12 protein-coding genes are annotated in these 14,582 nt (G+C 53.2%); 7 read left to right on the top strand and 5 right to left on the bottom strand.

Translation table 11 applies throughout. The annotated features are described in order from the left end of the window. The first annotated feature begins 483 nt into the window (after window positions 1-483). Entirely contained in the window at window positions 484-2,115 is a 1,632-nt protein-coding gene (locus Q1B13_RS22360; protein ID WP_299084484.1) for a bifunctional aspartate transaminase/aspartate 4-decarboxylase, read from the top strand. 107 nt (window positions 2,116-2,222) lie between these two features. Here Q1B13_RS22360 and aspT read toward each other — a convergent pair whose 3' ends face one another. From aspT to Q1B13_RS22345, 3 genes are all read right to left on the bottom strand, one after another. After that, the gene (gene aspT / locus Q1B13_RS22355; RefSeq protein ID WP_299084487.1) at window positions 2,223-3,923 is read right to left on the bottom strand and encodes an aspartate-alanine antiporter; all 1,701 of its coding nucleotides are present in this window, start codon (window positions 3,921-3,923) and stop codon (window positions 2,223-2,225) included. Between the two features lie 790 nt (window positions 3,924-4,713). Continuing rightward, window positions 4,714-5,130, bottom strand: coding sequence for an Hsp20/alpha crystallin family protein (locus tag Q1B13_RS22350; RefSeq protein WP_299084492.1), 417 nt, complete (start codon window positions 5,128-5,130; stop codon window positions 4,714-4,716). A 338-nt stretch (window positions 5,131-5,468) separates the two neighbouring features. Continuing rightward, on the bottom strand, window positions 5,469-5,969 hold the full coding sequence (locus Q1B13_RS22345; protein WP_299084495.1) for an isoprenylcysteine carboxylmethyltransferase family protein: 501 nt from the start codon (window positions 5,967-5,969) through the stop codon (window positions 5,469-5,471). Between the two features lie 200 nt (window positions 5,970-6,169). Here Q1B13_RS22345 and Q1B13_RS22340 point away from each other — a divergent pair, with 200 nt between their 5' ends. The 6 genes from Q1B13_RS22340 to Q1B13_RS22315 all read left to right on the top strand — a co-directional run bounded on the left by Q1B13_RS22340 (window position 6,170) and on the right by Q1B13_RS22315 (window position 13,568). After that, window positions 6,170-6,472 (top strand): SH3 domain-containing protein, encoded by a 303-nt coding sequence (locus Q1B13_RS22340; protein ID WP_299084498.1) that lies wholly within the window; start codon window positions 6,170-6,172, stop codon window positions 6,470-6,472. A gap of 407 nt (window positions 6,473-6,879) precedes the next feature. Then, window positions 6,880-8,298: a serine hydrolase gene (locus Q1B13_RS22335; protein WP_299084501.1), complete on the top strand. Its 1,419-nt coding sequence runs from the start codon at window positions 6,880-6,882 to the stop codon at window positions 8,296-8,298. Between the two features lie 183 nt (window positions 8,299-8,481). Beyond that, complete coding sequence (ppk2, locus tag Q1B13_RS22330) at window positions 8,482-9,435, top strand: polyphosphate kinase 2 (protein ID WP_299084505.1); 954 nt, start codon at window positions 8,482-8,484, stop codon at window positions 9,433-9,435. A gap of 296 nt (window positions 9,436-9,731) precedes the next feature. Further along, window positions 9,732-10,037 carry a c-type cytochrome gene (locus Q1B13_RS22325; RefSeq protein WP_299084508.1) on the top strand — a complete coding sequence of 102 codons (306 nt, stop codon included), beginning with the start codon at window positions 9,732-9,734 and terminating at the stop codon, window positions 10,035-10,037. Window positions 10,038-10,530: 493 nt separating this feature from the next. Then, complete coding sequence (locus Q1B13_RS22320) at window positions 10,531-12,294, top strand: glycoside hydrolase family 9 protein (protein ID WP_299084511.1); 1,764 nt, start codon at window positions 10,531-10,533, stop codon at window positions 12,292-12,294. Between the two features lie 506 nt (window positions 12,295-12,800). Beyond that, a complete protein-coding gene (locus Q1B13_RS22315) occupies window positions 12,801-13,568 on the top strand; it encodes a hypothetical protein (protein ID WP_299084514.1) in 768 nt (255 codons plus the stop codon). A 361-nt stretch (window positions 13,569-13,929) separates the two neighbouring features. On the opposite strand, the gene Q1B13_RS22310 is transcribed toward Q1B13_RS22315, so the two are convergent. Next, window positions 13,930-14,316, bottom strand: a complete 387-nt coding sequence (locus Q1B13_RS22310) for a hypothetical protein (protein ID WP_299084517.1) — start codon at window positions 14,314-14,316, stop codon at window positions 13,930-13,932. Window positions 14,317-14,387: 71 nt separating this feature from the next. Further along, window positions 14,388-14,582, bottom strand: a 195-nt coding sequence (locus Q1B13_RS22305) for a hypothetical protein (protein ID WP_299084519.1), incomplete at its 5' end; no start/stop codon positions are given.

The following is a 14,582-nucleotide window of genomic DNA, read 5'->3' as shown; positions in this document are numbered from 1 at the left end:
AAGCAGCCTAGAAGCCGGGATAAAGCGGTTGTTGGCGCGATGCGCAGCATATGTCAAATGGGTTCGAAGCGGTCATCTGATGCTTTCGGTGGGTCATAGATCCAGCTTTGGCGGTTGCAAGGTCTGGAAGGCGGACAAAACAGACTTTCGCCGCGCCTGCAATTTGCTAGGCAAGGCACGGATTAGCTGGCCACCTTCCGGACTTTCGCTGCATGCGCAGTACCAGTAGCCAAGAACGTCCGTTTTACGCAGAATAGCGAACTTTGCAAATTTTCGTGGATGTCAGCTTCGAGCCTAAAGCCTCGGCGCAATTTCAATCACTCTGTATGCCTTGCAAAATGGTTGTAGCTAAGGCTTGTAACGAAGACTCGTAATCCTCGGTTTTACGCCGTTCCCTTCGAATAGTGTTGTTTTCATTGACACATTGCCTTGCATGCGATCCGCTAAACTACGTCATCTGTTTTAACGCAAGGATTTGATGTCATGCCAGAATCGCTCAACCTGCATAAATTTGAAAACCTAAGTCCTTTCCAAATCAAAGACGAACTTATCAAGTTGGCGCAAAAAGAGGCGCGGCAGATGGCTCTGCCATACCTTAATGCCGGTCGAGGGAACCCTAACTGGATCGCCACCAAAGCGCGGGAGGCATTTTTCCTTTTAGGGCAGTTCGCTATGACAGAAGCACAGCGCCATCGGAATGAGCCGCAGGTCGGCCTGGCTGGGATGCCCCAAGGGCCAGGCTGTTATGACCGGCTAAAAGCATATTGTGCCAAATCGGTCGAAAGAAACGGCCCTGCAGGTGCGGAAACTTTGGTGGCCGTAGTGGATTTTGCGATTAAAAAATTTGGTTTTACACCGGACGATTTCGTGCTCGAGTTGACCGACGGTATTGTTGGCGACCACTACCCGATGCCCGACCGGTGCATGGAGCACAACGAGGCGATTGTCCACGAATACGTTATGTGGGCGATGTGCGCGGGGCACCGACCGGATGCGGAGTTCGATATCTACCCAGTTGAGGGTGGAACCGCTGCGATGTGTTATATTTTCAAGGCACTCAAGAACCAGCGGTTGCTGAATGCCGGCGACACCATTGCGTTGGGCACACCGATTTTCACGCCCTATCTGGAAATGCCGGTACTTGAAGACTATGGGCTTAACACCGTGGATGTATCTTCGAAAGAAGAGGACCACTTTCAACTGAACGACGATGATTTCGAAATTTTGTCCGACCCGAAAGTCAAAGCACTATTTCTGGTCAACCCGGGCAACCCGTCTTCAGTAGCTATCAGCCCCGAAGTCTCGACTCGGCTTGTCGAGTTCGTAAAGAACCGCCGCCCGGACCTGATCATTTTGACTGACGATGTTTACGGGACCTTCGTTCCAAATTTTCAGTCTATCTTGGGGCATCTGCCTGAGAACACCATCGGGGTCTATTCCTACTCCAAGTATTTTGGTTGCACTGGATGGCGTTTGGGCGCGATTTTGGTGGCCGAGAACAACATCTTCGACAAGATGATTGCGGAAGCTCCGGACGAAACCAAGGCCGTCGTCAACGCACGGTACGAAACGTTGACGCCTGATCCATCCTCGTTCAAGTTCATTGACCGGATCGTCGCCGACAGCCGCGATGTTGCACTGAACCACACCGCAGGTCTGTCACTGCCGCAGCAGGTGATGATGACTTTGTTTTCACTGGTCGAGCTTATGGACGAAGAGAAAACCTATCAGAAATTCTGCTGGGGTATTCTGAAACATCGCTTTGACGAATTGGTCGAAGGGATGGGCATCGAAGTTCCCGATAACCCGCTGTTCGACAAGTACTACGGTATCATCGACTTCGAATTCTGGCTTCGTAAATACGTGGGCGAAGAGGTCGTCGAATGGATCAAGGAGAATGTTCACCCGCTAGATATATCCTTCAAACTGGCTCAGGATCACGGGATCGTTTTGCTGAATGGATCGGGCTTTGACGCGCCTAACTGGTCGGCGCGGGTCTCGTTCGCCAATTTGGATGATAGTGCTTACCGCCAGATCGGAATTGCAGTGCGCGCGGTGGCCACTGGCTACGTGCAGGCCTACCGTGCCTCGAAAGGACTGCCGTTGCACGGTTGAGATCTAGCAATAGCAAAGAGGAACGGATCAGCGTGATGATTGGCACAAACGCTGATACCACCCTTCCAAGTTAGGACCCCGGTTGTCGCGCCCATTTCCGGTTTGACTCACGGAACAAAAGCAACAACCAGCGGCCCCCAAAGCGTCAGAAAGATGTTGGCCACGGCATAGGTCATGGTGAAGGCTGGTGTGGGTGTCGAGTTCCCGGCTTTTTCCAACAGTGTCGCAAAACCAGGATTGCCCGAGCGTGATCCGGTCACAACCGCACAGGCCTCAACCGGGTTTTTTATGCGCAGAGCGAAATAGTTGATCGGGAACTGCACGATCATAGGCATCAATGTAACCACTACACCCAAAAGCAGCAGCGTGATCCCATATTCCTGAATTGCCTCTAGTGCAGGTTTGCCTGCATTGAGGCCAACGACACCAACAAACACAGCTAAACCAAAGCTCTGAAGGAAATTCGCGGCCCCACGGTTAATACCGCCGATCTTGGGTCGCCGGATGCGCAAATAGCCGATGATCAATCCTGTAACAAGGCAACCGAGGCCGGACCCCAAAGCCACCTTCGTTCCCGCGATGACAAAACTGATCTCTCCTATCAGATAGCCGATGGCCACGCCGATCCCCAATGCAATGAAATTGGTGACCGAGGCCGAGGGCGGAACGTAGCCCGCAACTTTCGCAACTCGGTTCAGGTCGTCCTTGTGACCGACAATGCTGACCTCGTCACCTGCGTGGATCTCAGTGTTGTGCAGGACGGGGACATCATGGCCCATGCGGGTGATCTTTGAGATGTGAACACCGCGCCTCTGATCCGCGGTCAGAGCCTCGCGCAATTCCGCCAACGTTTTACCAGTCAGTCTGCGGTTGGTGACCACTACGTTACGACGTTCCTCTACAACTGTCAGTTCAGGAGGATACTCTCCGATTTCCCCACTGGCGCTACCCTCGAACTGAGTCAAAGTCGCGACGAGCCCGGAGACGACCACAACATCTCCGGCATTGACTACTGTTTCAGGAATCGGATCCACGGGAGCGCCATCGTGGAGTAACCGTTCGACGATCAGATCGCCATCATAGCCGCTTTCGATGTCTTTGACGCATTTTCCAGCAATGGTTGCATCGCCATTTACCTGATAGGCTCGGGCGTCAAACCGGTTCATAGGAAGGAACTCACCTTCCTCTAGTTTGCGACCGCCGCCGCTGAGTTTCTGAGCCAGCTTAATCGCTTCTTGCCGCAGGTCGACACGCATAATAATTGGAATGACACTAACTGCCAATATTGGGCCGATTGAGCCGAAGATATAAGTAACCGAGTATCCTACGGCGATATTGGTTTTCAACTTTTCCGCCTCGTCTGCGGCCAGCCCAAGCAGATCGATGGCATTTCCAGCGGTACCAATGATTGCAGATTGTGTCAGGCCTCCAGCCGCCAACCCAGCCGCCAGCCCTTTATCCAAGCCGGCCAACCGGGCAACGACTATAACAAAAAACAACCCCCAGAGTGTCATCATAAACGCGGCAAGTAACTTGGTCAGCGCAGTTCGGTTCAGGGCCGCAAAAAATTGAGGCCCGCCATTGTAGCCGACCATGAATATGAAGAGGGAAAAGAAAACATTCTGAACATCGGTGCTAAGGTTGATACCCCCGATCTGGCCAATGAAGACCGCCACCAACAATGTGCCAGCGATGCCCCCCAGTTCGAACTTGCCGACCCGAAACTTTCCGACGCCGTATCCCAGACCCAGACAAAGAAACAGTGCCATGATCGGGAAAGCGCGCAGCTGTTCTGTAATCAATTCCATTGTGAAATCTCCCGCGTCCCAACGCTGGTCGTTGCCGCTCAAGATACAGCGCCTAACTGTATTGAAAACAAAAAAATTTAGACAACCGGTGTTGTGCGGACATTTCGAAACTACTTGGAACAAACTCTTTTAAAGGGCAGATGCATTTGCAGCCAAAAAAAAAACTTTGGAAGGTAAGTCACGCCATTCACTCTTTGTTTTTGGGGAGTGAGTCTTGGACATCTCGATGGATTTTTGTGTTCCCTTCGGACATGCTGCAGATATTCTCACGTAAGTTGTAGCGAACAGAGGTTGTTTTTCTGACCTGATCTGCAGGAATGAAGCCATAAGTTTGAACTTCGGGTGACTGTGTACAGGACAGCGTCCTCATAAACGCAGTTAAGTCTTCAGTCTCTTTCTCAGACAATTTCAGTTCCGAGAGTATGGCAGCGTTGTTGGCGTGCAACTTTTCTTGGGTCTATTGGAAAACAACCAGCAGTTTTACGCTAGTAAAAAGACGATCATCCAAGCTGGCAGGTTTTTCCGCTAACCTGCCAAGTGCGGCTCAAATCCAATGTCCGCTTTAGGCTGGACCTGCTGAATGCACCCGCAGCGGCAAAGTCACTCGGCAATGGCTGGTAAGGGCTCCTGAGCGGACGTCCGACGCTTTCGTTAAGGCTTGCAGTCTGTCGCGACGCGATCAGCGGCGGCAGTGCGAGCGCGGCCGCCGTTATAGACAAGCGACCCCAGCCTGTTTGGTGGGAACCTATCATTTCAGTATATAAAACAGTTTCGCTTTTCTTGCCGACCACTAACCCTTGCGGATCTCCACTTTAGTGGCATCCGACTTCTTGGGCTTTGTCTTTGGGATAGTAATTGTCAGAACACCATCCTTTATATGAGCGTCGACCTTATCTCCCTCGGCGTCGGGTGGCAGACGGAAAGAGCGGCTGAAAGATCCATATTGCCGCTCGGAAAAGAACCAGGTCTCGCCCTTTTCTTCACGCTCCGTCCGCTTCTCGCCCGTAAGCGAAACCACCCCGTCTTCAATGCTTAGGTGGATGTCCTTTTCTTCTACGCCTGGCAGTTCGACGGCAATTCGGTACGCATTGTCATTCCCGGCAGCTTCAGAAGCTGGAGCCAACCACTCTGCTACGCGCTGGCCCATCTGCCGGAAGGGATCATAGATTGAGGGCCAAAAGCCACTGGTGTGAGATTTCTCGACCATCTTTGAACTCCTTTTGCTAAATGGTTCGCTAGGATTGTGTATCCGCTGATCTCGAAGTTCATTGACCCTGATCAACTCTAGCAACTAGGACGTCAAAACCATCTATCGGCCGCTTTTGGTGTGGCACCGCAAGATTCCGGTAGGGCTCGAAGCGGTCATATGACGGTTTCAGTAGGCCATCAGGCCGGTTCAGACGGCATCAGGGTCTGCTCTGCGGCCCCATAAGAGACATTCACCATTCAACCCAGCGCGGCGGCGCAGCTTTTGCCAGACCGGAACTTCCCTACCACGTAGTATCTGGTCTCCTGTGAATTCACACACTCCAAAAAACTTGTAGCTCAACTGCCGTTGGCGCCTGAGGGTTCGTACGGCCGCAACATTGGAACCCATCTTAGCACCGCCGCCTTGTGCCGTAGGTACTCCTCGCCAAAGCGTCGTTTCAACTCCGGCTCTTCTACGAATATGAAGCATACCGTATTGAGGAGAAAAAACACTAACGCCCAGCTAATCAGGAGCGGGCTGTTCAGCGCCACGGCTTCAGCCAATATCATTAGGATGACCGATGAAAGCATGGGATTGCGTACGAAACGATAAGGTCCACTGATCACAAATTTTTGAGGTGGATCCCACGGTGCAGGAGTTCCATGCCCATCATGAGCAAACAGCTTCATCGTGTTGGCAGCAAAAACAAGCGCGGGGACAGCCAACATCGCCGCCACAGTGTAATGGAGACGAGTCCCGACACTTACGCCAAATCGCCAGCGTTCGCTGAACCGCTGGATCAAAACTGGGATGTAAATCAGCGCTGTTCCGGGAAGGATAAGCACTGTTTTGGTCATTGGCCAAAACATGGAGTAGACTTACCATATCTTGTCTATCGTCGGGATCGCGCCGCACTACATTTTCATTTGCGGAAATCATTTGACGGGACAATCATGCCTTGAAGCTTTGGGAATTCTCATATTTCTGTCTTGGAGTTGTTCATCTTTGTGACCTGAATTGCTACGATTGTAGTTGAGGCAACAAGCAGGACATCGCGATGCGCAATGCAATCTTCTTTCCCCTAGCGGCATTGTTCCTGGTGGGCATCATGAACATCGAACCGGCAGCCGCCGCCTCGCTCGGACGATACGAGGTATTTGGCGTCGAAGACGGTGACATGCTGAAAATGCGTGGTGGGCCTGGAACAGGCTACATTGTGATCGTTGGTCTGCCAAATGGAACCGCCGTACGAGTTCACAGTTGCGAGCAAACCGGTAGCACCCGATGGTGCCGTGTTTCCTTGGAGCGCGCACGTGGGCTCAAGGGGTACGTCTCTTGGGCATACTTGCGAAAAATTTGAAACAACGGTGATCAGCGTTATTAACCGAACAGTATACATGAAGTGTCGACAGAAGAGGCCCTCCCGCTCTAGTTGGCACTGCTTACATGAGCTTTGAACTGACTTGTGAGCCACAAAGGAGTCGGCCCTTCAATTGAATCGGTGAAGTCATTCGCGGCCCAGAGCCGACCTTGAGCACAGTCTTTAATGCTGCGGTCGCAGCGCGGACTCAGGACTTTAGCTGCAACCGCAAAATCGCAATCAGCTTGGAGGTCGGGACCGCGGGAGATGTGCGCATTGACCGAACATTTCCTATTTTCTGCTCAGCAGAATGATTGCCACTGGCTGACAAACCACCTTTGCTGCAAACTTGCCCTTATTCTTTCAGGTAGGGTGTTCGATTGTTCTCGCGTTTACTCAGTGTCTTTATGGGCGTTTTTCTTCACGCAAACATCGCACGCCTGACAACGATTCTGCTTTTCGTGTTCTCTAGCGTATCCGCATTTGCTCAGGTACCAGATCCCGACCTTGATGCCATCGAAGAACATGTCCGTCGAACGCTTGAACGTGATCGCGTACCGGGCGCCGCCATCGCTATTGTCCGGCGGTCGCAGGTTCTGTTCTTGCAGGGTTTTGGTGAAGATGGGCGTGGTCGGCCCGTTCACGAAGACACGTGCTTTGTGATCGGATCAATGAGCAAGGCCTTCACTGCATTGGTTGCGACGCGTCTGATCGAAGCGGGACGCTTGGCGCTCGACAGTCCTGTCGGTGCAACACTGTCCGAACTGTCAGACATGGGCGGTTCCGTCTGGCACGACATTACTCTGCGTAAGTTGCTGACACACACGAGTGGTGTACCAACCCGAACGCCGGACTTGCCGCCGGATACATCGCTCGCACATCGCGTTGAGGTTCTTGCGGATGTAGAATTGAATGACCCATCCGCGGCGCGCCATGCGTATTCGAGTGCCAATTATCTTCTCGCGGCACGCATGTTGGAAACGGTCAGCGGCACATCATTCGACATACTTCTGGCGGATCAGGTATTCACCCCGCTCGGCATCGAACAAAGTCGAGCGCGACACGAAGAATGTCGATCCACGGGCCACCAATATTGGTTCGTCTGGCCCAGGCCTGCTGATCACCCACTCGAACCCGGGCGTCTGGCCACGTCGGGGATAACAGTAAGTGTCTCGCATATGGCGAAGTTTCTCCAGTTCCAGTTGGGTGATGGAACGTGGGGCGAGGAGACAGTCCTCAGCGCAGCAGGTCTTGCTGAGATGCACGACGGGACGGCCCAGGGCGACGGCTTCACCTACGGGTTGGGTTGGCGAAACGCAGATCTGGCCGGAGTTCGAACGGTCCAGCATGGCGGCGTCCTGCCCGGCTTTCGGGGAAAGATGATCCTTCTTCCCGAGCAGGACGCAGCTGTCGTGGTGCTGACAAACGCGTCCTCGGTGTTACCACTGCCGTTCCAACCAACCAGCCATCGGCTCGCCAACGATATTGCCCTTCACTTGGCCGGAGGGCCTCTCGGACTACCAAAGTTCGGTTATCGGACCTGGCTGATATTGTTCTGGAGCGGGTTGGGTCTTGTGTTACTCCACCAGTCAGTCACCTTTGTGCGCATTGTGATGGGGCGGGACCCAGCGCGCCGTCCGCTTCGAAGTGCAGCCGCCGATATTGTAATGGTGCTCGCGGTCGTTCTTGCTTTGCCTTGGGCTATCGGTCTTTCGCTTCGAAGCATCGTGGTCCAGACGCCGGATCTCACCTTATGGTTGGCGGCAATGTCCACAATGGCCGTCTGCGCCGCCATCATTAGAGTGTTTCGCGCGCGGGCGGACTGACGCAGCTTTATCCTCTAACATTCTACGCCTATGTGTTAGCCGTTTCTGGGCGGCAGAATACCGTCCCGCTGACACATAGCCCTCAAGAAAATGTGATTTTTAACGGTTCGTTGACACCGATCAAAGCGCTGAAAACCAGGATCTGCTAGTGCCCTCGCAAGTATAGGGACAGGAGATGAAAGCATGGGAATGGCAATAGCCAACAACGTTGCACAAGAGACAAACAAATCGGCGGCTTCAGACGGAGCGAAGCTGGTTGCGAATGAGATGCAATCGATTCCGAGCCCTGAAAGGGTTCGCCACGCGTTCGAAAGCGGCGAATACCCTTATCGACGAAAAATGTCCCGACGCTTGTACGAGGCCGAAAAAGCCAAGCTCCAGGCGGAACTGCTCAAAGCTCAGATTTGGGCACAGCAGACCGGACAGAAATTCGCACTACTCTTTGAAGGACGTGATGCGGCTGGTAAAGGCGGCACGATAAAACGGTTTATGGAGCATTTGAATCCGCGAGCGGCCCGAGTCGTCGCATTGAACAAGCCGACCGATGAAGAGCGCGGACAGTGGTACTTCCAGCGCTACGTTCAGGAGCTGCCCACCTCCGGTGAAATGGTTTTCTTTGATCGGTCCTGGTACAACCGAGCAGGTGTTGAGCGGGTAATGGGGTTTTGTGACCCCAACGAATATCTGGAATTCATGAGACAAACCCCTGAACTGGAACGCATGCTCGTGCGGTCTGGCATTCGGCTTTACAAGTACTGGTTCTCGGTCACACAGCCAGAGCAGAAGAACCGGTTCAAAAGCCGTGAGACAGATCCCTTGAAACAATGGAAACTGTCTCCCATCGACAAGGCCAGCCTCAACAAGTGGGACGACTACACCGAAGCAAAAGAAGCGATGTTCTTCTACACAGACACAGCAGATGCTCCGTGGACAATCGTCAAGTCCAACGACAAAAAACGGGCTCGACTGAATTGCATGCGTCACTTTTTGTCTACTTTGGAGTACCCCGGAAAAGACCTCGGGGTCGTCGGGGCTCCGGACCCATTAATTGTTGGGCAGGCAAATCACGTAGTACACCGATCAGATCACATCCTTGGCGCTGCTCTACATCCGAAAGCACGCAAAAAGGCAAACTGAGTGCATGTCGTTTCACGTGACACATCTGCGCAGACTCCAGGTAAGGTCCAAAGAACTCATCGCAGCGTTGGGTGCGAAAAAAACCGGTGTTTCGGCTATTTTGATCCATTCAAGGAAATTCGCATTAATGCCCGAGGAGTGATTTGTACGTTAATCCCACTGGAGAAGGAGAGGAGTATGATCAGTACTCGTCGTTTCGCTTTGACATGGCTTGTCACAATGCTTGTTGCATCATGCTCAGAATTCGTCCGGGACGATAACGTGATGCCTACCCGCGCTGACGGAGAAGCGTTTTTTTGGCCAATTGTTCGTCTTGTCACGGCGTCGAGACTCGAGGGAATGGTCCAGAAGCTGCCGGTTTGCTTGTTGCGCCGCCGGATCTGACCACACTAAGCAAGAGAAATGGCGGAAGTTTTCCGCAAGCACTTGCTTTGAGCTACATCTATGGCGATCCTCAAAACAGCCACCTCTCCAGAGTGATGCCTGAGTTCGGCGGTGCAATGGCAGAAGACCTTGTCCCAGTTGAAATAGAGGGTGTATTAACCCCGACACCAAGAGAGCTCGCCGGACTTCTGTTCTATCTTGAAAACATCCAACGGTAGAACAAGTATTAATTCGCTATTGACCGGTGCCGACTGGAAGGCCATGACGGCCCAATGCTGCCGTCCAACTATAGTAACCGATGCTGCGGCGCGACCCGTCATTCCGGACTTTCGCTGCGCGTGCGTTGTTGAGCGACCGATGAACTCGCACACTGCGGGACTATTCTGCCGTTCTGGATGTTGCGGCCGATGTCGGCTTTGGTATTGGATCGCGTTGGTCTGAGCTCCAGCCTGAAGTTCAGCCCAAAAACTCGGCCGCTCGGGAGGAGATGATCAGTCTGGGCAGCAGCTTTTTGCGCAACGACTTCAAGAGCAACATTTATGGTCGCAAAGCACCGACGTTGCAGACATACACGATCCAACTGGTGACGCGACTCCTAGAGGCGATTTGTATGACAGAGCATCACTCAAGCATGACGCCTAGCCCCTGCCCGACGCGGACAGCAACGAACGAAGTGAAGTGGCAACAACAGAATCAGGCGGGAAATCCTCAATGATCAGTTTCGAGTTCGCCGATCGCTGGCAAGACGGGTTCCTGGGTGAGATCACGATCACAAACACAACCGACCAGACCATAGAGAACTGGTCTTTGGGTTTTGACACCACTGGGTATGCGATCCGTGGCGCATGGGGTGGTGATCTAACTATTCATGGCAACATGGCCAACCTTGAGGCCAGGGGTTGGACGACCAATATCGCCCCCGGTGAATCAATCACTTTCGGCTTTTCGGCTGCGGGCGGAGAAACCTCGGAACTGGGAAGCCTCGTTTTTCAGGCGAACATGGAAGATGGCAGCACGATAACCGTGCCTGAAGGCGCAGAGCCTGCAGGCGGGATACCGACCACGGATGATGACGGCGTTACGCTTCCGCTTGGTGGAGACGACGGTGAGCCCTTTGGTGCAGCCGACTACGACGCCGTTCTGAACAAATCCATGCAGTTTTACTATGCCAATTATGCGGGCGATCTGCCTGACGATCACCCGATTTCGTGGCGTTGGGATTCAACGCTTGATGACGGTTCGGATGTCGGACGCGATTTGTCTGGCGGCATGTTTGACGCGGGCGACCATATGAAGTTCGGTTTGCCGATGGCTGGCACCGCAACGACCCTTGCCTGGGGTGGGCTCGAGTTTGAGGACGGATACATAGGCACGGGCGCCTATGACGCGTTAAGTGACCATCTGCGCCAGCTCAATGACTATTTCCTGAATGCTTATGACGACAAAGGCACGGCGGATCTATCGGATGACGTGTTCCATGCCCAGGTGGGGGACGGCAACGACGACCACGCCTTTTGGGGCGCCCCGGAGGACATGCTGATGGATCGTCCAGTCTATTCCCTTGATGCTGAAAACCCCGGAACAGAGGTTACCGCCCAAACGGCCGCCGCCATGGCCTCTGCATCCATGTTCTTCCGCGCGCAAGGCGATACGGTCTACGCCGACGAGTTGCTCGAAAATGCCGTTCAGCTGTTCGAATTCTCCGAGATGTATTTGGGAAAATACACGGACACCGTGACTGATGCCGCACAATTCTATTATTCCTGGAGCGGCTATGAGGACGAGTTGTCATGGTCTGCAAACTGGCTTTACCAGGCCACCGGAGACGAGGCCTATCTGCAGAAATCCATCGACTACTATGTGGAGCCGAACACCCGTTTTGCCTATGGCTGGGACAACATGAGTAACGGCACCACGCTTTTGCTGGCGCAGCAAACGGGGGATGCACAGTATATTGATGATCTGAACCGGCATCTGGATTACTGGATGGAGGACATCGCGACCACGCCTGGGACCGACACCAACGATGGCCTGGCCTGGGTCGATCAATGGGGGGCTAACCGCTATGCAGCCAATACATCACTTCTGGCCACGGTTCACGCGAAACATCTGGCTGAGGCTGATCCCGATGACAATGCGAAGCGGGTAGAGGATTTGCTGGATTTCGCCTCTGATCAAATAGATTTCATGATGGGCGACAATCCGGATGAACAGAGCTTTGTGGTTGGCTTCGGCGAAGATTTCCCCCTGAACCCGCATCATCGCAGCGCATCAGGCAAAACGCATGTGGAGGACCCCGAGCCCAACGCCTACATCCTCCATGGGGCGCTGGTCGGCGGCCCCGCCCGGAATGGTGATTATAACGATGTGCGCAGCAACTACGTCTCAAACGAAGTTGCAACGGATTATAATGCTGGTTTTTCGGGTGCAGTGGCGGGCGTCTATGAGGGCCTGGTCTACGACGACTGGATGTGACACCGTTCAATATACCCAAAGCAGTCGTTCATGCGCCGTGCAGCGTTTTACAATTTGGGCTCTCCTGACGCCTTCGCCGCGATCTACACTAAAGGCCGGTCTGGTAAGGCACGATTTTTGCTGCACGCCGCTTGAACTGGCGCGAGGCGGACAAAGCTGCCGACAAGTCAGTTTATCGAGATGTGTGAAAACGGCCCATAAGAGACATTCGGCATGCTGTTGCCATGCTGCGTTTGCAACCCTCTTTCCGGACATTCGCTGCAGGCGCAAAATTCGGCGCTGGTCGAACTCACACACTGCGGACGAACTGTGAATTCGCTGCATCTGCCGCTATGGCGGCTTTCTTTTTGACGTTTGCCAAGCCAAGCTTCAATCGTGCCGTGCGGTAGCTCTAGAAAATGCCAGACCTGACGTGATTAGCATCGACACACTCTATTTGGTGCATTCTTGTTCTTGAACTCATGCTTATGAGGTAGAACCTAGGCGTTTAAGTGAAGGATCTTCTCATGGCATGGGATTACATACCTTTTGAAGACACTGACGCGACAGGTGGCCTCAGAATGACCGTCGTTAGTGGCGTGCCCAGCCCATGGGGCGAAGCGGCGAAAGGGATACTCCACCTAAAGGGACTCGATTGGTCTGCCGTCAGGCTTGATCCAACGAACAAGGATCTCGTGGAGCGGTTCGGTAGTGGGTCTGCCCCGGCTGTTGTTTACGAGGAGGAACCACCCCGATCAGGGTGGAAAGATATCCTGTTACTTGCCGAACGTCTGATACCTATGCCGAGTCTGCTTCCTCCCAACTCGGACGATCGTAATCTGGCATTCAGTCTTGCACATGAACTCTGCGGTGAGGGTGGCCTTGGTTGGTCTCGACGTCTCTGGTTGACCCATCTTGGGCTGAAGGGTGAAGGAGGGTTTTCCGAGCCTGTCGCGCAATACTTGGCTCAGAAGTACGGCTACTCGGAGCAGGTTGGTGCGGCCGCGCGCATTCGAGTTATCGAGATATTGGCCATGTTCGCAGAGCGATTGGCATCACAACGGGCGAAGGGGTCGGACTACATTTTTGATTTTGGGGTAACCGCAGTGGACATATATGTCGCGACCTTTGCCGGTTTGTTACAACCATTGCCAGATGAGGTATGCGCCATGCGCGCAACCACGCGGGCGGCATTTTCTGAAGTGGATGACGAAACGCTCGAAACCGCAAGGGAATTGCTTGGGCATCGGGATTTGATGTATGAGCGCTGGTTGGAAGGCGTGTTGAGGCTGTGATGCGCGGACATTGTTTCGGTCATTTGCTCTTCAGCTGAACGGCTGTAGATGGCAGCGCTTTACCATTCGGCCTTCTTAATTGCCTCGTGCACAACCAGTGCAACGGCTCCTCCGGAAACTGCCCTTTTGAGCAATGCGCAGCATCAGGTTTTTGGGGCGTATACCGAACCTCGGCGGCGGCGCAAAACCGGGCCAATGCAGCCAGCCGAGCTCGTTCAAAGACGGCACTTACCTGCCGATGGCTGCCAGTCAGTGAAGCTTCGACGCAGCCCGTTGAACCCGCCGTTCGCCACGCGCGCAATATCAGAGACTGGCCGAACTGACGCAAAGCGGGACAAAGCTGTCGGCATCTAAGTCGCAATCAGCGAAGGTTTTGGGCCAAATACTCAACTTCATCACTTGAGCGAAAATTGCCTTCAGCCAACCATTTTATGGCCTCCGATACCAACTCTGGTTCTACGTTGCATGCGCTTTCGCTTCTGGACTGAAGTTCAAAATCGGACGGATCGCAAATGAATACACTTCGTCTATTGATGTCGTCTATGAAACGAGTAAATCCTGAAAAATTCAGTACATGAGCAACTTTCTCAAGATCACCTGCACACTTGTTGTCAAAGATCTTCACGGGTCCTTTGATGCGATGGTTTTCTGTTTGATAGTGCATATGAAAGACACAGTGAGCGAGCGCCAATATTCTTCCCGAATGAGTGTTTTCCGGTTTTGAGAACCAAGGAGGGTGTTCTTCCATACTGCCATTCCTGTCAGCCTACGGGCAAAAAGACAATATGCACTTTGGGCTCGAACGAGACATTCACGTTTTTAGCTGACGGTGAAGGCGCGTTGGTTTTCATTTGGATGGAGATTCGGGATCAGAGAGCGCTGAATTCGTCGCGTTTCAGGCGTCGTTGTTTGCTCTCTTGCGTAGCACCGGTTGTTTTGGTTTCGGGGAGTAGGATTTGAACCTACGTTCCAGCGCTTTGCGCGTTCGTCAGGCAATCGATCCACTGGATTGAT

Origin of the sequence: uncultured Ruegeria sp. (assembly GCF_947489545.1) — a bacterium.
Lineage (GTDB): Bacteria > Pseudomonadota > Alphaproteobacteria > Rhodobacterales > Rhodobacteraceae > Ruegeria.
Note: the sequence above shows the minus strand (reverse complement) of the source record. Positions and strands in the feature narration are given on the sequence as shown.